Source organism: Solwaraspora sp. WMMA2065 (genome assembly GCF_030345075.1).
Taxonomy (GTDB): Bacteria; Actinomycetota; Actinomycetes; order Mycobacteriales; family Micromonosporaceae; genus Micromonospora_E.
This window is the reverse complement of sequence record NZ_CP128361.1, coordinates 1620327-1640411: the sequence shown is the minus strand read 5'-3', so window position 1 is coordinate 1640411 and position 20085 is coordinate 1620327. Positions and strand designations below refer to the sequence as shown.

The following is a 20085-nucleotide window of genomic DNA, read 5'->3' as shown; positions in this document are numbered from 1 at the left end:
TGTCGGCCGAACTGGAAGGTCGTCACGGCGCCCCACCGCCTTTCCGGCATGTGCCGGATAGGAACTATGTGGCGTAGGGGAGTGGGAGTACGTGTTGTCGGAAATAGTCGTCACGCAAAGTTAGATGTTTTCACCTCCGCCTATTTGGCATAACCTCTCTGGGTGATGGTCCGATCGCAGTGAGTTTGTGGTCGTGTCGATCGGCGGCGCGCCGTCGCCAGGGGAGGACAGCGGAATGGCATCCGAACGTGTCCAGGCCAGCGACGGGACGGCGGCATCCACCCGGGTGGCCCCGACTGTGGCGACCTACCGCACGTCCTGTGCCGGCGGCCGGACGTCGATCGACGAAGCCCAGGCGGCCGTTTTCGGTGCGCTCGCCGCGCTGGAGACCGCAGCCCGGTTGGACCGGCCGGTGCCGATCCGGTCGACCACGGCGACGCTCGGCCTCGACCTGGTCGATCCCCCTGAGCAACTGCGCCATCTGGCCGGACCGGCGGTCCGCTCCTGGCTGTCCCGGCGGCTGCGCCCGGTGGACCTGCTGCCGGAGCGGCGGGACGCCCTGCTGGTGCGGGCGACCACCGGGGTGGCGGCCCCGCCCGGCCCACCCACCGCCCGCATCGACTGGCGGGTCACCGCGAACCACCTGACCATCCACGCCAGCTGCCCCGGCGGGGACCCGTGGCGGCACTGCCTGCCGGCGGTCGCCGAGCTGTACGCGGAGGTGCTGCGCGAACTGGTCGACGAACCCGGCCAGGCCAGCTGGCGCACCGCCGGCATCAGCGGTGCCTCGCGTGACCTGCTCCTCGACCGGTACGCCGGTCGTCGGGTGGACCGTGGGCCGTTCCGTCCGCTGTCCCTGCTGGTCGAGCAGGCGGTGGACCGGCATCCGGGGCGGGTCGCGGTCAGCGGCCCGGGGGGCCGCCTGACCTACCGTGAACTGGACGACGCCGCCAACGGACTGGCCGCGTCCCTGGCCGAGGTCGGTGTACGGGCCGGCGATCCGGTGCCGGTACTGCTCGCCGCCGGCCCGGCGCTGTCGGTGGCCAGTCTTGCGTTGCTCAAGATCAGGGCCGTCCACGTCACCGTCGACCCGCGCTGGTCCCCGGCCAGGCTACGGACCGTGCTGGCCTCGGTGCCCGGTGCGCCCGTGCTTGCCGCCGCGCCGCCCGGGGACCCGGCGCTGTCCGGCGCACGCGTGATCGACGTACGGCCGGGTCAGGTCCCGCCGTCGCCCCGGCGCCCGGAACCGACCGGGACGCCTGACGACCCGGCGCACGCCCTGGTCACCGCCGCCGGGGACGGGGTGCCGCGCTGCACCGTCAGTCGGCATGTGGCACTGACGGACCGGGTGCACTTCATGACCCGCTTCTTCGCCGTCACCGGCGGCGAGGTCGTGCTGCCGGGCGGCCTCGGGCCGGGTCCGGCCGTCGGCAACCTTATCTGGCCGTTGACGACCGGTGGACGGCTGGTGCTGCCGCCCCCCGCCGCTGGTCGGCCGGATCTGTCCACCGTGGTCGCCGTCGTCGCGGCCGAGCAGGTGACGATGATCGAAACAGAGCCGGACACGCTCGACGCGATGGTGGCGGCGATTGAGCGGGACGCTGCGGTCGCCGGGCGTCTTGCCAGCCTGCGGCATGTCGTGGTGCCGGGTCCGGGACTGCGGCCGGCAAGCGCCCGCCGGCTGCGACGCCTGCTACCGCAGGTCGAGGTCAGCACCGGGTACGGTCCGGTCGGGACGGCCGCCGTCGCCTACCACCGGGTGGGCGAGACAGACGGTGACGTCATCCCGGTCGGTCAGCCGGTCGACAACTGCCACCTGCTCGTCGCCGACCATCGGCTGCGGCTGCTGCCGCCCGGCGCCACCGGCGCGATTCTGATCGGTGGGGCCGGCGTCGGCCCCGGCCGGCACGGCACGCCATGGCGCGCCGCTGCCGGGTACGTCGCCAATCCGTTCACGGAGATCCCGGGTGAGCTGCTTTACCACAGCGGGGACCTGGGCCGCTTCGACGAGGACGGCCGGCTACACCTGGTCGGCCGGAGTGACCGCCGGACCAGCAGCGACGAGTCAGCCGAGCGATCCGGGGTGACCCGGGCCGCCGGGCCGGAGCCTGAGGGCCGGCGGCGTGGCGAGAACCGGGAGGTGGTCGCGGCCAGCGCGGGCGTCGCCGGTCGTGGTGGGGGCCTCGGACCGGGGTGACCCCCGCCGACGTCGATCGGCGGGCGGGCTACCGCTCGGCGGCCGCGTACCGGATGATCGATACCGGCGGTGGACCGGAGACGGAACGCGGACGGGAGGCGGCCACGGTGACGGTACGGCAGATCGGCGGCGACGGGGAGGCCACGGGGACGGCACCGACGCTGTGGGCGATCAGCGACCTGCACATCGCGTACCCGGAGAACCGCCAGATCGTCGCCGACCTGGCGGCGCCGGCGCCGCAGGACTGGCTGATCGTCGCCGGCGACGTCGCCGAGACGATCGCCGACGTGCGGTGGGCACTGGCCACGCTGCGCGAGCGGTTCGCCGAGGTGATCTGGTCACCGGGCAACCACGAACTGTGGACCACCGCGCACGACCCGGTACAGCTGCGCGGCGTGGAGCGCTACGCGCACCTGGTCGACCTCTGCCGGTCGCTCGACGTGCGAACCCCGGAGGACCCGTACCTGATCTGGTCCGGTGCCGGCGGACCGGCGGCGGTGGCGCCGCTGTTCACCCTGTACGACTACAGCTTCCTGCCACCGGGCACCGGCACCAAGGCGGAAGGGCTCGCGTACGCACACCGCACCGGCATCGTCTGCACCGACGAGGCGATGCTGCACCCGGACCCGTTCCCGACCCGGGAGCAGTGGTGCTGGCAACGGCTGGCGGAGACCGAACGGCGCCTCGCCGAGGTGGGACCGCAGCTGCCTACCGTCCTGGTCAATCACTACCCGCTGGTGCGCACGCCAATGGACGTGCTGCACTACCCGGAGTTCGCCATGTGGTGCGGCACCGACCGGACCGCCGACTGGCACCTGCGGTACCGGGCGGCGGTGATGGTCTACGGCCACCTGCACATCCCGCGCACCACCGTCTACGACGGCGTGCGCTTCGAGGAGGTGTCGGTGGGCTACCCCCGGGAGTGGCGTCGCCGCCTGGCGGTGCCCGGCCAGCTGCGCCGGATCCTGCCCGGCCCGCAGCCGGGCTGATCAGCGTCCGGTCACCCCCCGACCGCTCGACCGGTCGCCCCCGCCGTCGACGGGCCCGGTGAACGCCGCCAGCAGCTGGGCCGCGGCCTGCGCGGGAGTGATTTCCCCGGCGAGCACCCGCTTCTCGGTCTGCGGGGTCAGCGCGACCACCGCCGGATGCCCGCGCAGCTGGTCCAGCAACCCGTCGCGCACCATCGCCCAGACCCAGCGCAGCTGCTGCTGCCGGCGGTGCCGGTCCAGCTCCCCGCTGGCCCGCCGCCGGTCCTGGTGGGCGGTCACCTGCTGCCACACCTCGGCCAACCCGGTCCCGTCCCGGCCGCTGGCGGTGAGCACCGGGACGGCCCAGTCGTCGTGCCCGCCGCGCAGCATCCGTAACGCCCCGGCCAGCTCACGTGCGGCGGACCGGGCCTCCGTCGCATGCGCGCCGTCGGCCTTGTTCACCACCACGACGTCGGCGAGCTCCAGCACACCCTTCTTGATGCCCTGCAGCTGGTCACCGGTGCGGGCCAGGGTAAGCAGCAGAAACGTGTCGACCATCTCGGCAACGGTCGTCTCGGACTGTCCGACCCCGACGGTCTCCACCAGCACCACGTCGTAGCCGGCTGCCTCCACCACCACCATCGCCTCCCGGGTGGCGCGGGCCACCCCGCCGAGCGTGCCGGCGGTCGGCGACGGGCGGACGAACGCGGCCGGGTCAACGGCCAGCCGGGCCATCCGGGTCTTGTCGCCGAGGATGCTGCCGCCACTTCGGGCCGACGACGGGTCGACCGCCAGCACCGCGACCCGGTGCCCGTCGCCGGTCAGCCGGGACCCGAGCGCGTCGATGAAGGTGGACTTGCCGACCCCGGGTACGCCGGTCACCCCGACCCGCCGGGCCTGCCCGGCGTACGGGGCCAGCGCCACCAGCACCTGCTGGGCGTGTGCCCGGTGGTCCGGCCGGGTCGACTCGACCAGGGTGATCGCCCGGGCCAGCCACGCCGGTGCCGCCGCACGCACTCCGGCGACGTAGTCGGCCACCGGCGCCGGCGCGCGTCGTCCGCCGGTCATCCGGCCTCGGCGGTGTCGTGCCCCAGCCGACGGGACAGTTCGGCGAGCAGGTCCACCGCGGCGTCGGCCAGCACCGTGCCGGGCGGGAAGATCGCCGCCGCACCGGCGGCGTGCAGCGCCTCGAAGTCCTGCGGCGGCACCACCCCGCCGACGATCACCATGATGTCGTCCCCGCCGAGGGCGGCCAGTTCGTCGCGCAGCGCCGGCACCAGGGTCAGATGCCCGGCGGCGAGGGAGTTGACGCCGACCAGGTGCACGTCGGCCTCGACGGCCTGTCGGGCGACCTCGGCCGGGGTCTGGAACAGCGGACCCACGTCGACGTCGAAGCCGAGATCGGCGAATGCGGTGGCGACCACCTTCTGTCCCCGGTCGTGCCCGTCCTGGCCCATCTTCGCCACCAGGATCCGGGGCCGGCGTCCCTCGGCGACGGCGAACGCGTCGGTTGCGGCCCGGGCCCGGTCGATCCCGGCCACCGCGCCCGCCTCCTGTCGGTACACCCCGCTGATGGTACGGATCTGCGCCGCGTGCCGGCCGTACACCCGCTCCAGCGCGGCGGAGATCTCCCCGACGGTGGCCCCGGCCCGCGCGGCGTCGACCGCCAACCCGAGCAGGTTGTCGGACAGTGGTTCACCGCCGGAGTCGGGCCCGGCGTCGGCGGCACGGGTCAGCGCGGCCAGCGCCGCGTCGCACGCCGCCCCGTCCCGCTCGGCGCGCAGCCGCCGCAGCTTCTCCAGCTGCGCGGCCCGTACCGCCGTGTTGTCGACCTTGAGCACCTCGATCGGCTCGTCGGCGTCCGGCCGGAACCGGTTCACCCCGATCACCGGTTGCCGGCCGGAGTCGATCCGGGCCTGGGTACGGGCGGCGGCCTCCTCGATCCGCAGCTTGGGCAGCCCTTCGTCGATCGCCCGTGCCATCCCACCGGCGGCCTCCACCTCCTGGATGTGCTGCCAGGCCCGCCCGGCGAGGTCGTGGGTGAGCCGTTCCAGGTAGTAGCTGCCACCCCACGGATCGATCACCCGGTTGGTGCCGGACTCCTGGGCCAGCAGCAACTGGGTGTTGCGGGCGATCCGGGCGGAGAAGTCGGTCGGCAGCGCCAGGGCCTCGTCCAGGGCGTTGGTGTGCAGCGACTGGGTGTGCCCCTGGGTGGCCGCCATCGCCTCCACACAGGTGCGGACCACGTTGGTGAACACGTCCTGCGCGGTCAGTGACCAACCGGAGGTCTGGCAGTGGGTGCGCAGACTCAACGACTTCGGGTTGGTGGCGCCGGCGTCGCGGACCAGCCGGGCCCACAGCAGCCGGGCGGCCCGCAACTTGGCGACCTCCATGAAGAAGTTCATCCCGATCGCCCAGAAGAACGACAACCGGGGCGCGAAGGTGTCCACCGCCAACCCGGCGGCCTGCCCGGCCCGCAGGTATTCGACGCCGTCGGCGAGGGTGTACGCCAGCTCCAGGTCGGCGGTCGCCCCGGCCTCCTGGATGTGGTAGCCGGAGATCGAGATCGAGTTGAAGCGGGGCATCCGTGCCGAGGTGTAGGCGAAGATGTCGGAGATGATCCGCATCGACGGCCCAGGCGGGTAGATGTAGGTGTTGCGGACCATGAACTCCTTGAGGATGTCGTTCTGGATCGTCCCGGTGAGTTTCTCCGGCGGCACGCCCTGTTCCTCGGCGGCGACGATGTACAGCGCCAGGACCGGCAGCACCGCGCCGTTCATGGTCATCGACACGCTCATCCGGTCCAGGGGGATGCCGTCGAACAGCTGGCGCATGTCGTGAATGGAGTCCACCGCGACCCCGGCCATCCCCACGTCCCCGGCGACCCGGGGGTGGTCGGAGTCGTACCCCCGGTGGGTGGCCAGGTCGAAGGCGATGGACAGGCCCTTCTGTCCGGCGGCCAGGTTGCGCCGGTAGAAGGCGTTGGACTCCTCAGCGGTGGAGAACCCGGCGTACTGGCGAATCGTCCACGGCTGAGTGGTGTACATCGTCGGGTACGGTCCGCGCAGGTACGGCGGGACGCCGGGCACCGTGTCGAGGAAGGTCAGGTCGGCGGTGTCCGCCGCGGTGTACAGCGGCGCGACCTCGATCCCCTCCGGCGTGTGCCAGCTCGGCCCGGGCGGCTGCGGGCCCGGTGCCGCGGCCGGCCCGCCGACGCTGCCCGCGGCGTCCGGTGGCAGCAGTGTGGCCTGCGTGAAGTCCGGGATCATCGGGGGACCTCCAGGTCGTCGAACGTGGCGTCGAGGACGGCCGTCGCGTCGCAGCCGGCGTACAGGTAGCCGTCTACCTGGGCATGGTCACCGGGCCGACCGGCCAGCCAGACCCGCCGGGCCCCGGCAGCGGCCAGCGCGGCGGCCAGCGGCGCCGCTGCCGCCGCGTAGCTGGCGTCGGTGCCGCAGATGCAGGCCACGGCGGACGGGTCGGCGGCGAACGCGGCGGCGATCGCCGCCGGATCGTCGGCCGGGTCGCCGCCCCGGGTGGTGGCGATCCCACCGGCGGCGAAGAGGTTGCCGGCGAACCCGGCACGGGCGCTGTGCGCCGCGAGCGGGCCCAGGGTGGCCAGGAAGACGCTCGGCCGGGAACCGGTGGCCGCCAGGTACGCGTCGGCCCGGTCCCGCCGGGCCTCGAACGCCCCGGCGTGGAACCGTCGCGGCAGGCCGCCGCCGGGCGGTACGGGCGCCGGGGTACGGGCGGGCAGTCGCTCGTCCAGGTTGGGGAACTCGCTGACCCCGGTGACCGGGTCCCGCCGGCGCGCCAGGTTGTCGGCCCGGCGCCGCCAGGTGTCGTCGATGCGGTCGGCGATCAGCCCGGCGGACAGCGCGGCGGCGGCCCCGCCGGCCCGCTCGATCTCGGTGAACCAGTCCCAGGCGGCCGCCGCCAGGTCCGCGGTGAGCTGTTCGATGTACCAGGACCCGCCGGCCGGGTCCAGCACCCGGCCGAGGTGCGCCTCGGCGAGCAGCACCGACTGGGTGTTGCGGGCGATCCGCCGGGCGAAGCCGTCCGGCAGCCCCAGTCGGGCGTCGAACGGCGCGACAGTGACCGCGTCCGCCCCGCCGGCCCCGGCCGCGAAGCAGGCGACGGTGGTGCGCAGCATGTTCACCCACGGATCCCGGGCGGTCATCATCGCGGCGGAGGTGACCGCGTGCTGCCGCTGCCGACCTGCCTCGGGCACCCCGCAGAGCTGCCCGACCCGGGCCCAGGCCTGCCGAGCGGCGCGCAGCTTGGCGATGGTGGCGAATTGGTCGGTGGTGGCGGCGAAGCGGAACTCCAGTTGCCCGAAGGCGGCCGGTAGGTCGAGCCCGGCGTCGGTGAGGGCCCGGAGATAGGCTAGCCCGGTGGCCAGGGCGCAGCCGATCTCCTGGGCGTCGCCACCGCCCGCGTCGTGGTACGCGGTGGCGTCCACAGTGACTGTACGCAGCATCGGCGACCGCTCGGCGTACCCGGCGAGGACGGCGAGTTGCGCGAGGTCGCCGGCCTGGCCGGTGCGGGCCTGCCAGCCGAGCGGGTCGGCGCCCAGGCAGCCGGCCAGGGCGTCGCGTTCGACGCTCCGGTCGTCGGCGAGCGCGAGCAACGCCTCGGCCGCGGCGACGCTGTCCGCGCCGGCGTCGAGCACCACCGGAGCGAGGCCGAGGTGGACCCCGTCGAGCGCCTCCGGCAGGTCGCTCGCGCGCAGGCCGCCCGCGCTCAGATCGATCCAGACCGAGGTGGCACCGTTGGCGAGGTCGGTCAGCACCGCCTCCCGGACCGCCTTCGGATCCGGGTCGACGTACCGCTGCCGGACGTCCCAGCCGGCAACCGTCGCGGCCGGGTCGGTGCCGCCCGCGCCGCCACCGTCGCGCCGGGCCTGGGCACCGCGTACGTACGGTGCCGTACCGGGCACCCCGACCCCCGGTGGGGCCGCCTGCCGGGTGTGCAGCGGGGCGATCCGGACGCCGTCGTAGGTGGTGGTGGCCAGCAGTTCGTCCACGGATTCGGCCGGGGTGTCCGGGCCGGCGGCGCCCGACTTGCGCAGGACGCCGAGCGCGAGCCGTCGCCAGTCGTCCGGCGTGGCCGGTGGGAATCCAGCGGCCGGGTCGAGGCTCTCGGATGGCACCGTCATGCACGGGATGTTAAGGGTGCGTCGCACTGATGGTCGGACCCGTACCCGGACTGTGACCACATCCACCGAACGTGATCGACTTAGCGTGTCTGCTCGACTACGACGATCCCTGGGTGTGATGGCCGGGTTGCGTCGTGACCGGGCCGAGCCGGGATATGTCGTATCCGTCCGGATACGTAGGTGTGTGGATTCCGTCGGCGAACAGCGGGGTCTGCCGAGGTCGGCCGGCCCAGCGCAGCATCGCGGCGCGTAGCCGCAGCCCGACGTGCAGGCCCGCGCGCACCGCCGGGCTCGGCGTGGCTACCCCGGTCGCGGCCCGCAGCCGTTCGTCGTACATGGCGGCGACCAGCGCGTCACCGACCGGCGCGAGCGGTCGCGGAATCTTGCCGCGCAGCAGCGCCCGGGTGGCCCGCTCGATCGAGGCGGCGTCGTCGTTGTAGCGCAGATGCGTCCGGTCGCGGTCGTCGAACCAGGTGGCGAACTCGCGGAAGGAGCCCGGAATGTCCCGGATGCCCATCCTTCGGCCTAGCTCCTGGTAGTAGTGGTAGGCGGCGGTCCGTTCATGGCAGCAGGGCCGCCGCCAGCCGTACCGCTCCAGCCAGCGGATCGGGACGACCACCAGACAGCCGAGGACGTAGCGGTAGTCGTCGTCGGCAATGTCGTAGTGGCGGTGGATCTGATTGGTCCGCCGGATCGCGTCGCGACCGCGCGGGGCGTCGAAACCGTGCAGCATCACTTCGTACATCAGCAATCCGGTGTCGTCGATCCGCTTGCGCGTGTGGTGCAGCAGCTCACCGGTGCGCACGTGCACGGCGGCGACCCGGGGCAGCGAGAAGGAGCGGTTGAACGCCAGGTTCAGGCCGAGTTTGCTGTCCCACGGGAACTCGTATCGCACCATCGTCTGATAGATCTCGAGGTAGTCGTGCTGCGGGTCGAGGATACGGATCCGCCGGAGGTCGGCGTAGCGGTGCGGCTGCACGAAGACCCCGTTCAGGATCGGTATGGCGGCGGCGCGGGCCATAGCTCGGGCGACGACGCATCGGCGGCCAGCACCTGGCCGACCAGCGGAGAGCGGCTGAACCACTCGGCCACCCGACTCAACCAGGCGACCTCGCCAGAATAGCCGTTCGGCGGATCGTGCGGCTCGGAGAAGTCCGGCTCCCGCACCGGCCCGCCGGTGGCGGCCTGCCGCGTCCCGGCGGCGATCATCGCCGCCTCGACCAGCGCCGCGCGGTCGGTGCCGGCCAGGCCGGCCGCCGCGGCCAGCCGGTCGGCCGTCGGCGCGATCCGACAGTCAATGTACGGGCGCAGTGCCAACCGGCCGTCCCGGATCTCGGTGATCCGGCGGTGCAGCGCGTAGTCGATGTCGCGTAGGGCCACCCGCCGGTGGTGGGCCCGGTCGTCGAGGACCAGGTGCGGTTGCGCCGCGCTGACCGCCCGCCACAGTGGCGCCAATCGGTGCCACGACCGGTGCCGCCGCAACCAGGCCCGCCCGGTGTCCACCATGGGACCCCAGGTCGGCAGGGTGAGCCCGATCAGCATGGCGAGCGCACCGACGGTCACCAGGACCGCCGCGATCTGCGGTTCGCCGGCCGGTTCCCGGCCGATCCGGTAGGCGATCAGGTAGCCGGCCTTGGTGGCGCAGTACAGTAGTGCGGCGGCCGCGCCGAAGGCGGTGATCCGCAGTCCACGACGGAGCCACCGACGTGGCGTGACCAGGGAGAAGCGCCAGCAGAGCCGGGCCAGGTCGGTGGCGTAGCAGACGAAGACGACCAGGTAGACGACCAGGTAGCCGGCGACCGCCGGATGAGCGGCGTCCTCGACCACCAACCGGACCGGTGCGGCACCGGTCAACGTGGACGCCCAGAGTGCGGTGAGCAGTCCGGACGCGGTCACCGAGGCGATCACCCGACGCCGGACCCGGCGGGCCGCGACCGTCGGCGGCAGGGCCAGGAACAGCAGCAGGATCTCGGAGTTGGCCGCGACCCCCATCACCCCGGCGTGCGCCAGCAGCTTGGCCAGGTTCGGCAGCCCGGTGATCCGGTCCACCGCCTCGGCGACCGGCCGGACGGCGACGGTCACACCGGCGGCGAACGAACAGAAGGCGTACACCATCGCCCTCAGCACCCGGTTGTCGCGGTCCCGCCGCAGGTCACGCAGTTTGTAGCCGAAGGCGAGCCAGCCGGCGGCCGCGCAGACCGCGTACAGTGGGGTGTCCATCGGCGCTCACCGGGGCGGTGGTTCGAGCCCGTGCCGCAGCCGGGCCGCCAACGCGGCGTCGGTGACCGGCCCGGCTTCGTCGTGGGCGGGAGCCGATCCGAGGTCGGTCTCGCGGGCGGCGGCCTCCAGCAGGATGGTCGCCATCATCTCGGCCTCCTGTTCCTCGCTCCGGCTGTACACCCCGGTCCGGGCGAGTACCCGGTGCACCAGGGTGGGGCGCAGTGCCGGCATCAGCAGTTGGCTGGCCTCCTGGTCGTCGAGGGCGAGGGCACGGTGGCCGAGTAGGATGTGGCCGATCTCGTGGGCGATGATGTGGTCCCGGTGCACCCGGCTGGTGCGTTCCTCGTAGGCGACGACATGACCGGCGTCGGTGAAGAAGGTCAGGCCGAACGGCGCACCGGCGGGCATTGGCACGCCGACCAGGGTGATCTGCTGGCCGAGCACCGCACCGACCCGCTGGCACAGTTGTGGCGCATCGAACGGCCGGGGCGTCCGCAGGCCCTGTTCCTCGAGCTGACGCAGCCGACTGCGGCAGGTCCGGCGCAGCGGGGATGACTTCATATCCGTGCTTCCCTCAGCTTGGTCCGTCCTTCGCCACTGCAGGACGATCACGGGTCCTGCCGTCCTTCGGCACCGGGGCCGCCCTCGGCGTGGCGGGTCTGAAGCGCCTGGACCACCCGGTCGAGGATCTCGCCGACCGCGTCGAGTTGCGCCTCGGGCAGCGTACTCAGCCGGGTCGCGACCGCGCGCACCTTGAGGTTGCGCATCGCCTGCAGCGCATGCAGGTCCCGTTCGATTTCGCCGGAGCGACGCCGGTCGAAGAAGTACGCCGGGTCCACGTCGAAGAAGTCGGCGAGCGCCTCCAGATGCTCCTTGGTCGGGTTGGTCCGTCGACCGGTGCGCAGCTGCCAGATGTACACGTCGGAGATGGAACCGCCCCGGTCGCGGATGGCGTCGGCCACCTCCCGTGAGGTGTACGGGTCGCGGCGGGCCGGCCGGACCGTCTCGAAAAGCAGGTTGAGCTTGTCGGCGAGGCTGGATCCCGATCCGCCAGGGGGGGTGGTGCCGCCCGTCACGGCTACCTCCGTCGGATGTGCAGCTAAGATCTGGTCCGGAACTACAGCTAAGATTAGTCACGTTAGCGTTGTCGGTTAATATCGGTTGACGACCGTACGCCGAGTCAGTATACGATCACGACTTGAGGTTGACCAACCCGTTGCAGTGGCCGACCTTGATGCCGCTGGTGCGGTGAGGGGCGCGGAACGGGGGCGCCCCTCACCCCACCAGCCAGCGGTCGCCCTGGACGTCCTGTCAGATCGCCCCGTCCACCGCGACCCTGGTGCTGCCCCGCTGGCCGGCCTCGCAGGGCATGTACCACCGGCCGCGGTCGGTGCCGAATGCCGGTGCCGCCGAGTGGCGGTAGTCGGGTACGCCGGGCAACGGGCGTACGACGACTCGGTGATGTTCTTCTGGCGGATCGCGCTGCCGTTGGCTTGCCCGGCGTTCGGCGCGGTGGCGATCTTCACCTTCCTGCACGGCTGGAACCTCTACCTGGAGCCGATCGTGTTCCTGTCCACCCCGGAGAAGCTCACCCTGCCGCAGGCGTTGACCCAGCTCGTCGACGCGTACGGCGGGCCGATGTGGAACGTGCAGCTGTCGGCGGCGTCGTTGACCGCGATCCCGGTGCTCATCGTGTTCGTCATCGTCACCGATGGAGAACCCGACCAGAAGCAGTTCGATTCCCAGCAGCGGTGCCACTACGGGTGAGCCTATGGAGTGCTGCACGCGCGGGCCGTCAGGCTGCTGGCTTTCACCAGTACGCCTCAAGACGGTCAGCGAGGTCTGCCCAAAGTCCCGGTCGCTGATCGCGGCTCGTCACGTGTCGTGAACGTGAGATCGACATAGGGGAATCATGCATGCGTGGGCGAGGAGATGCAAGTGCACCTGCACGTGCCACTGCACATGCACCACACTTTTGCGAGGTTGTGTACGGGTCTGAATAATTTCCGGCCGGTCTCCGCGTGGAAGCCGCCTGATCACGCAGCGGACGCCCGGCGCCCACCTGCGCGGCCAGCTCGACTGTCATGCGGAGCTATCGGTCCGCCCCGATGATCTGCCGGGCGGCGGCGATCGCCTCCGGAGTGTCGGGAAAGACCCGGTTGAGTCCGCTCAGCCGGGGGAGCAGCCCGAACGCGGTGAGCGCCTTGTGGTGTCCGTCCCGGATCCCGGACAGATAGACGGTGATGCCCCGTCGCTCCAGCCGCTGCACCACGTCGCGCAGCACCAAGGCGCCGGAGGCATCGATGGTGGACACGCGAGACATCCGTAGGATCACCACCCGTACCTCGGCGACGTCGGACAGCTCCAGCAGGAACCGGTGGGCGGCGGCGAAGAACAACGGCCCGTCCAGCCGGTACGCCACGATGTGCTCGGCCAGCAGCGCCTGCTCCTCGGCGTGGTGGTCGCCGGTGTCCAGCGGCACCCGATCCAGCCGTACCGCCTGGGCGATCCTGCGCAGCGCCAGCCCGCCGGCCACGACCAGGCCCACCAGCACGGCGGTGACCAGGTCCAGCAGGACGGTGGTCGCTGCGGTGAGCGCCATCACCAGCCCGTCGGAACGCGAGGCTCGGGCCAGTGCGGCCAGCGCGCTCACCTCGACCATCCGGATGGCGGTGGCGATCAGCACCCCGGCCAGCGCGGCCAACGGGATTCGGCTGACCAGCGGAGCCGCCACGAACATGAGCAGCGCGAGGATCAGCGCGTGCGACAGCGCGGCCAGTCGGGAGGCGGCACCAGCCCGGACGTTGACCGCCGTCCGGGCGATCGCCGCGGTGGCCGGGACCCCGCCGAACAGCGGTGTCACCAGGTTGGCCACGCCCTGGCCGAACAGTTCCCGGTCGGGATCGTGCCGCTGCCCGACCGACATGCCGTCCGCCACTGTGGCCGACAGCAGGCTCTCCAACGCGGCCAGGGCGGCGACCGCGATCGCCGCGGTCGCCAGTGCCGGCACCGCCGCCAGGTCCAGGAACGCCAGCGACGGTGCCGGCAGGGTGGCCGGCAGTGCGCCGATGGTCGGCACCGGCAATCCGGACAGCATCGTCGTGACGGTCGCTGCGGCAACCGCGAGCAGCGAGAACGGCACAGTTGGCCGCCACCGCGCCCCGGTCAGCATCGCGGCGGCGACGGCGAGGGCGATCAGCAACGACGGCCACTGCGGCTGCCGGACGAACGCCGCCACCGCCTGCCCGACCAGCGGCAGCACCCGGTCGCCGTGGACGTCCACGCCGAGCGCCGTCGGGATCTGCTGCAGCAGGATCACCCCCGCGATGCCGGCGGTGAAGCCCTCGATCACCGGGGCCGGCATGTACCGGGCGACCTGACCCGCCCGGACCAGTGCCAGCAGGATCAGGATCACCCCGGCCAGCAGCCCGACGGTGAGCACACCGCCCGGACCGAACTGCGCCACGATCGGCACCAGCACCACCGTCATCGCCCCGGTGGGCCCGGAGACCTGCAGGTTCGACCCGCCGAAGACCGCCGCGAGGGCACCGGCGACCACAGCGGTGACCAGCCCGGCGGTGGCGCCCAACCCGGAGGCGACACCGAAGCCGAGGGCGAGCGGGAGGGCCACGACCGCCACGGTGAGCCCGGCGAGCAGGTCCCGGCCCGGTTGCCGGCGGACCGCCCGCCAGTCGGTGGCCTGCGGCAGCAGCCGGCGCCCCCCGGCGACGGCGTTCATCCGCGTCCTGACGGGGCATGGGCCGACGCGTCCCGCAGTTCGGCCAGCAACTCGGTCTGGTCGACCAGCATCTCGGTGAGGATCCGCCGGGCCGCCCGCATCAGGTCCGCGACGTCCGGCCCGGCCAGGGCGTAGGTCACGGCGGAGCCGTCCCGGCTGGAGACCACGATGCCGGCCCGGCGCAGCACCGCGAGCTGTTGGGACAGGTTGGACGTCTCGACGTCGATCTCGGCGAGCAGTTCGCGGACCTGGCGGGGGCGCTCGCCGAGCAGTTCGAGCACCCGGATCCGCACCGGGTGCCCGAGCATACGGAAGAACTCGGCCTTCTTCTGGTAGAGCGGCACTGGCATGTGTGCAATTGAAGACTTCTTCAAGTAGTCATTCGCCGCCGGGGGTCCGTGCTGTGCGAGTCGTCACGTCGAGTCCGGCCTGCCGGGTGCGCCGCGAGGCTCAACCAGCGGGATGCGCTATGAGCGAAATGGGATAGGTGTGTGTCGATTAAGCCGGTCTACGGTGAGCGATGTCAGTCGATGCCAGCCGGTATCGCGGCCCGTTTCCAAGGAGGCACGCCATGTTGAGACAACGCACCGTCCGGGCGATCCTCGCGACGGTCACCGTCATCCTGTCGCTGATCGGTGTCCAGGTCGTGGCCACCGCGCCGGCCTCGGCCGCAGTGACCACGATCTACTACGACGCGAGCCGCGCCGGCCAGTTCGCGACCAACTTCGCCCAGGCCGCGCAGATCTGGAACAGCAGCGTGGACAACGTCCGGCTGCAGCCGGGCAGCCCGGCGTCGGTCGTCATCTACGTCGACAGCGGCTGGCCCCGGGCGTACGTCACCCGGCTGGGCGCCGGCCGCATCTACATGGGTACCCAGGCAGTGGACCAGGGCTACGACCGGACCCGGATCGCCACCCACGAGTGGGGACACATCCTCGGGCTGCCGGACCGGCGTACCGGGCTCTGCTCCGACCTGATGTCCGGCAGCAGCGCGCCGGTGTCCTGCCGCAACGCCTACCCGAGCGCCGCCGAGGCGGCCCGGGTCGACCAACTGTTCGCCCGCGCCGCCGCGACAGTCACCGATCAGGCGCCGAGCGGGAACCGGTCCAGCACGACCGGTGCGACATCGGGGGTACGCATGTCGTAGCGGTAGCTGGTCACCTCGCCGGTGCCGGTGTCCAGGACGCTGAACACCGAGTAGTCGTTGCTCTGCACGAACGGCAACGGCGTACCGGCCGGGTCGGTCAGCGGCGCGACCGTCGGCACCTGCGGCTCCAACCCGCCCGGGTTGCCCTGGGCCAGGTAGTTGTCCGGGTTCCACGGCGCCGGCGGGACCGGCCGGGACCGGCCCGACAGCGGGTGGAACGCACCGTACGAGTTGCCCACGTTAGAGGTCTCCAGGTAGTGGGTGCCGGACTCGGCAGTGAACCGGTTCCACAGGTGTGAGTGGCCGTTGAGCACCAGGTTCACCCCGGCGGACTCCAGCAGCGGGGCGACGTCACGGGTCAGCACGTTGTCCGCCTGTGGGTAGTCGTACCGGACCAGGGGGTTGCCGTCGGTGTCGGTCTGCTCGGTGCGCACCGGGTCGGTGAACGGCGGGTTGACGTTGTCGCCCAGCCCGTGTGGGCCCTCGTGCAGCATCACCACCGTGTACTTCGCGTCCCGGAACTGCCGGCTGGCCACCTCACGCTGCAACCACCGGTACTGCCGGCTGCCGACGCCGATTTCCTCGAAGATGTGCGAACCCCAGCCCTGGGCGAGCAGGTCGTCGGTGCTCGCCGGTGCCTCGGTGTACCGGGTCCGCTGCCAGTTCGCCGGGTCGGCGGCGATACCGGTGCCCCGCCAGATCCGGGTGGCGTACAGCGAGATCAACCGGACGTCGCCGACGGTCGTCGCGTACCAGCGCTCCCCGCCCGGCCCGCTGGTCGGCAGGGAGAAAATCTCCTCGTAGGTCTCGGTGTTGAACGAGTTCTCCAGGATCCAGCGTTCCTTGATCTTGCGGTTGTTCCGCGGGTTCACCTGCCTGGCGACCTTGCGGTATGCCGCCTCGGCCACCTCACGCGGCACCGGCGCGTTGAACGACTCGTTCAGCGTCGGCAGCCCACTGCGGCCCTGCACCTCGTGGTTGCCGATCGCCGGGAAGATCGGCGCGTGCTGCAGGATCTCACCGCCGGTCCAGGTGACCCCGCCGACCGTACGCGACGCCCGGCCCTGCAGCGCCGGGAAGAACGCCCCGCCGCGCTGGTCGTCGAACCACTCCGAGGCCCGGTCCGGGATGTTGACCAGGTCCCCGGCGAGGAACACCGCGTCGACCCGGCCGACCGTCTCGACCGCTTTCTGCAGGTTGGCCGGGGTGTTCGGCATCGACTGGTGGTCGCTGGTCAGCAGGATCTTCTGCGGCTGGCCGGGGGCGGCGGCGGGCGCCAGGGTGTAGGTGTCGGAAGCGACCATCGCACCACGCTCGATTGACACCACCCGGTACGGCGTCCGGCTGCCCACGCCGAGGCCGCGTACGGTCGCCTCGTGCCGCCAGATGTGCCGCCGGGTGATCTGCGTCGGCGGGTCCGGGATCTGCGAGGCGGCGTCCTCCGCCACCCGGGACAACTCGCCGGTCCGGGCCCGGAACACCCGTACGCCCCGGATCTTGCCGCCGGTGGCCGCGGCCCGTAGCTCGGCCCGGTTGAGCTCGTCGGCCCGGTCACCGACCACCACGACGTGGTGCCGACCGGCGAACTCAGTCAGCCAGACAACCCGGACGGAGTTCTTCGCCGGGGACTGCAGGAACGGTTCGGTGAGCAGGACCGGGTCGGCACCAGCGCCGGCGCTCGCCCCGGACGGCGCCGCCGCGCCCATCAGTAGGGTCAGGACCGCGACGATCGCGGTGAACTGCCAGATCGGTCTGGACACGATGCCTCCACGCTGCGGGGATCAGACGAGCCGCAGCATCCTCGGCACAGGTGAACAGCACCGTCGAGCGACGCTGACCAGCGGATGAACGCCTGTACCCGGCGGGTCAGCGGTGTACCAGCCCGCCACCGACCTCGATCACCTGGCCGGTGACCGCACCGGAGTCGGGGCTGGCGAGGAAGCGGGCGGTGGAGACCATGTCGTCGGGGTCGAGCCGGCGCTGCACCGCCTGCCGGTGCAGGATCGCGGCGTCGACCGCGGCCTCGTCGACCGGGGCGTTCCCGGCGAGTTCTCGTTCGCCCTCGGTTCGGATCGCGCCCGGCGAGATCGCGTTGACCGTCGTGCCGTCGGGTCCGAACGCGCGGGCCAGCGAACGGGTGAGACCGACCAGTGCTGCCTTGCTCGACACGTACGACGGCCCGGACGGGCCGCCCAGGCGGACCGTGGCCGAGGTGACGTTGATGATCCGGCCGCCGCCACGGGCCCGCATCCCCGCCGCCAAGGCCTGGCTGAGCAGCATCGGGGCGGTGACGTTGACCGCGAACGTCGCCTCCCATTCGGCCAGCGGCAACTCGTCGATCCAGACGTTGGACGCCCGCGCCGCGTTGTTGACCAGTACGTCGACCGGCCCAGCCGCCTCGGCCAAGGCCAGCACCTCGGCGGGGACCGACAGGTCCGCCTCGACGATCCGGGCGTGCGCGCCGGCCGCCCGGCACCGTGCGGCGACGGTCTCTGCCTCGTCGGCGGCGGCCAGGTGGTGCAGCACCAGGGCTGTCCCGGGTGTGGCGAGACCGGTCGCGAGGGCCGCGCCGATGCCGCGTCGCGCCCCGGTGACCAGGATCGTCCGACTCATGCACTGATCCTGCGGCCGGTCCGCGGCCGCGTCAACGTCGACCGGCGGTCAGCCGGCGGCCGGGCCGGCTGAGACCGCCGCGCGGGCGGCCGCCGCGTCCGGCGCGGCCAGCGCGGCCCGGGCCAGGCGCTGACAGTCGTCCAGGGTGTGCGCGGCGAGCGCGGCCCGCACTGCCGGCACCGACCGGGCCGACATCGACAGGCTGGACACCCCGAGCCCGGTCAGCACCACAGCCAGGGCCGGGTCAGCGGCCGCCTCACCGCAGACCCCGACCGGTTTGCCGGCGGCCGCGCCGGCCTGCGCGCAGGTGGCGATCAGCTCCAGCAGGACCGGCTGCCACGGGTCGAGCAGGTCGGCCAGGTCGCCGCAGAGCCGGTCGGCGGCGAATGCGTACTGGCTCAGGTCGTTGGTCCCGATGCTGAGGAAGTCGACGTGCTGCAGCAGCGCCCCGGCCCGCAGCGCGGCAGCCGGCACCTCCACCATCACGCCTACCGTGGGTAGCCCGACGGCGCGGGCCAGCTCGACGAACTCGGCCGCCTCCGCCGGCGTGGTCACCATCGGTGCCATCACCCACACCTCGGTTCCGGTGGCCCCGGCGGCCTGTGCGATCGCGTCGAGCTGGGTGCGCAGCACCTCGGGGCGGCGCTGGGCGGTCCGTAGCCCGCGTACGCCGAGCGCCGGGTTCGGCTCTTCGCCGGCGTGCAGGAACGGCAACGGCTTGTCCGCACCGGCGTCCAGGGTCCGCAGCACCACCTTGCGGTCACCGGCGGCGGTGAACACCTTCGCGTACGCGGTGACCTGCTCGTCGTGGCCGGGCGGCTCGGCCCGGTCCAGGTAGAGCAGTTCGGTGCGGAACAGGCCGACGCCTTCCACATCGTCGATGAGGTCGGCGGCGGAGCCGACGTTGGCCAGCAGGGCCACCGAATGTCCGTCGGCAGTGCGTCCCGGGCCGCTGGTGGCGGCCAGTTCCGCCCGGCGGTGCTGTTCCCGTCGGCGGGTCTCGGCGACGGTGTCGTCGTCGACTCCGGCGGTGACGTCGCCGGTGGTGCCGTCCACGGTGACCAGGGTGCCGTCCGGCACGTCGAGAATGCCCGGGCACCGTACGATCGCCGGCAACCCGAGCGCGCGGGCCACGATGGTGGTGTGGCTGGTCGGCCCGCCGGCTGCGGTGACCAGGGCGAGCACCCGGGCCGGGTCGAGCCCGGCGGTGTCGGCCGGGGCCAGGTCCTGGGCGCTGAGGATGAACGGCACGCCCGGGTCGGGCACGCCGGGCATCGGTTCGCCCAGGCAGACCGCGACCGCCCGGTCGCGCAGGTCGTCCAGGTCGGCGACCCGTTCGGCGAGGTACCCGCCGGCGGCCGCGAACGCCGCCCGGTGCTCGGCGAGCGCGGCGTCGATGGCGTGCGGCGCGCCGGCACCGGCGGCCACGCGGGCACGTGCCGCCTCGTGCAGCACCGGGTCCTCAGCCATCATCACCTGCGCCCGCAGGATCTCCGCCGCCGTCGGGTCGGTCGCGGTGCTGGCCCGCCGGCCCAGCTCGGTGGCGACCGCCACCAGGGCGGCGACCGCCCGGTCCGCCTCGGCTGCTGGGTCGTCGACCGGCACCGGCGCGGGCAGCCTGGGTGCCTTGGCCACCCGGTGGATCGGGCCGGCGGCCAGCCCGGTGCTGACGCCGAGCCCGGTGTGCAGCTCAGCCACGACCGGCCGCCGTGGCACCGGCGCCGTCACCGCCGGGCTCGGCGTCGAGGTCGCGGGCGAGCAACGCGGCAAGCTCGTCGAGCGCGGCGTCGGCGCCGTCACCGTCGGCCTCCAGGGTTACCTCGGTGCCCTGCTTCGCGCCGAGGGAGAGCACCGAGAGCATGCTGCGGGCCGGCACCGCCGGTCGGCCGGCGGTGCTGATCATCACCGGCACCGGTGCGGTTGCGGCGGCGGCGACGAACAACGCGGCGGGCCGGGCGTGCAGGCCGCTGGCGGAGCCGACGGTGACGGTACGGGTAGGCATGTCTGCCTCCTTTGTCCCTGGTGGGGGTCAGGGTTCGTTGG

17 protein-coding genes are annotated in these 20085 nt (G+C 72.6%); 4 read left to right on the top strand and 13 right to left on the bottom strand.

Annotated elements, in window-relative coordinates; translation table 11 throughout:
• The first annotated feature begins 235 nt into the window (after positions 1-235).
• The gene (locus O7610_RS07665; RefSeq protein ID WP_281567343.1) at positions 236-2197 is read left to right on the top strand and encodes an AMP-binding protein; all 1962 of its coding nucleotides are present in this window, start codon (positions 236-238) and stop codon (positions 2195-2197) included.
• A 122-nt stretch (positions 2198-2319) separates the two neighbouring features.
• Positions 2320-3186 (top strand): metallophosphoesterase family protein, encoded by an 867-nt coding sequence (locus O7610_RS07660; protein ID WP_475052534.1) that lies wholly within the window; start codon positions 2320-2322, stop codon positions 3184-3186.
• Here the strand turns inward: O7610_RS07660 and meaB are convergent, their stop codons facing one another.
• The 7 genes from meaB to O7610_RS07625 form a co-directional block, all read right to left on the bottom strand.
• Positions 3187-4233 (bottom strand): methylmalonyl Co-A mutase-associated GTPase MeaB, encoded by a 1047-nt coding sequence (gene meaB / locus O7610_RS07655; protein WP_281555037.1) that lies wholly within the window; start codon positions 4231-4233, stop codon positions 3187-3189.
• Positions 4230-6434 carry a methylmalonyl-CoA mutase gene (gene scpA, locus O7610_RS07650; RefSeq protein WP_289212897.1) on the bottom strand — a complete coding sequence of 735 codons (2205 nt, stop codon included), beginning with the start codon at positions 6432-6434 and terminating at the stop codon, positions 4230-4232. Before scpA ends, meaB begins: the two co-directional genes overlap by 4 nt.
• Positions 6431-8323, bottom strand: a complete 1893-nt coding sequence (locus O7610_RS07645; RefSeq protein WP_281555035.1) for a methylmalonyl-CoA mutase subunit beta — start codon at positions 8321-8323, stop codon at positions 6431-6433. The genes scpA and O7610_RS07645 overlap by 4 nt, the downstream gene beginning before the upstream one ends.
• 97 nt (positions 8324-8420) lie before the next feature.
• On the bottom strand, positions 8421-9302 hold the full coding sequence (locus O7610_RS07640) for an oxygenase MpaB family protein (RefSeq protein WP_289212896.1): 882 nt from the start codon (positions 9300-9302) through the stop codon (positions 8421-8423).
• Between the two features lie 11 nt (positions 9303-9313).
• Positions 9314-10543 carry an MAB_1171c family putative transporter gene (locus O7610_RS07635; RefSeq protein ID WP_289212895.1) on the bottom strand — a complete coding sequence of 410 codons (1230 nt, stop codon included), beginning with the start codon at positions 10541-10543 and terminating at the stop codon, positions 9314-9316.
• Positions 10544-10549: 6 nt separating this feature from the next.
• Positions 10550-11104 carry a M48 family metalloprotease gene (locus O7610_RS07630; protein WP_281555032.1) on the bottom strand — a complete coding sequence of 185 codons (555 nt, stop codon included), beginning with the start codon at positions 11102-11104 and terminating at the stop codon, positions 10550-10552.
• A gap of 47 nt (positions 11105-11151) precedes the next feature.
• Positions 11152-11619 carry a helix-turn-helix domain-containing protein gene (locus O7610_RS07625; protein ID WP_281555031.1) on the bottom strand — a complete coding sequence of 156 codons (468 nt, stop codon included), beginning with the start codon at positions 11617-11619 and terminating at the stop codon, positions 11152-11154.
• A 337-nt stretch (positions 11620-11956) separates the two neighbouring features.
• Here O7610_RS07625 and O7610_RS07620 point away from each other — a divergent pair, with 337 nt between their 5' ends.
• Entirely contained in the window at positions 11957-12310 is a 354-nt protein-coding gene (locus O7610_RS07620; protein ID WP_289212894.1) for an ABC transporter permease family protein, read from the top strand.
• Between the two features lie 325 nt (positions 12311-12635).
• Here O7610_RS07620 and O7610_RS07615 read toward each other — a convergent pair whose 3' ends face one another.
• Together O7610_RS07615 and O7610_RS07610 are read right to left on the bottom strand one after the other, a co-directional pair.
• Entirely contained in the window at positions 12636-14282 is a 1647-nt protein-coding gene (locus O7610_RS07615) for a SulP family inorganic anion transporter (protein WP_281555029.1), read from the bottom strand.
• Positions 14279-14632: an ArsR/SmtB family transcription factor gene (locus O7610_RS07610; protein WP_281555028.1), complete on the bottom strand. Its 354-nt coding sequence runs from the start codon at positions 14630-14632 to the stop codon at positions 14279-14281. The genes O7610_RS07615 and O7610_RS07610 overlap by 4 nt, the downstream gene beginning before the upstream one ends.
• A gap of 221 nt (positions 14633-14853) precedes the next feature.
• On the opposite strand from O7610_RS07610, the gene O7610_RS07605 reads away from it, so the two are divergent.
• Complete coding sequence (locus O7610_RS07605; RefSeq protein WP_289212893.1) at positions 14854-15429, top strand: snapalysin family zinc-dependent metalloprotease; 576 nt, start codon at positions 14854-14856, stop codon at positions 15427-15429.
• Here the strand turns inward: O7610_RS07605 and O7610_RS07600 are convergent.
• The 4 genes from O7610_RS07600 to O7610_RS07585 form a co-directional block, all read right to left on the bottom strand.
• Positions 15366-17189 carry a metallophosphoesterase family protein gene (locus O7610_RS07600; RefSeq protein ID WP_281555026.1) on the bottom strand — a complete coding sequence of 608 codons (1824 nt, stop codon included), beginning with the start codon at positions 17187-17189 and terminating at the stop codon, positions 15366-15368. The genes O7610_RS07605 and O7610_RS07600 overlap by 64 nt on opposite strands.
• Positions 17190-17295: 106 nt before the next feature.
• Complete coding sequence (locus tag O7610_RS07595; RefSeq protein WP_281555025.1) at positions 17296-18042, bottom strand: SDR family NAD(P)-dependent oxidoreductase; 747 nt, start codon at positions 18040-18042, stop codon at positions 17296-17298.
• A gap of 48 nt (positions 18043-18090) precedes the next feature.
• Complete coding sequence (ptsP, locus tag O7610_RS07590) at positions 18091-19740, bottom strand: phosphoenolpyruvate--protein phosphotransferase (RefSeq protein WP_281555024.1); 1650 nt, start codon at positions 19738-19740, stop codon at positions 18091-18093.
• Entirely contained in the window at positions 19733-20044 is a 312-nt protein-coding gene (locus O7610_RS07585) for an HPr family phosphocarrier protein (protein WP_123601684.1), read from the bottom strand. The genes ptsP and O7610_RS07585 overlap by 8 nt, the downstream gene beginning before the upstream one ends.
• Between the last annotated feature and the right edge of the window lie 41 nt (positions 20045-20085).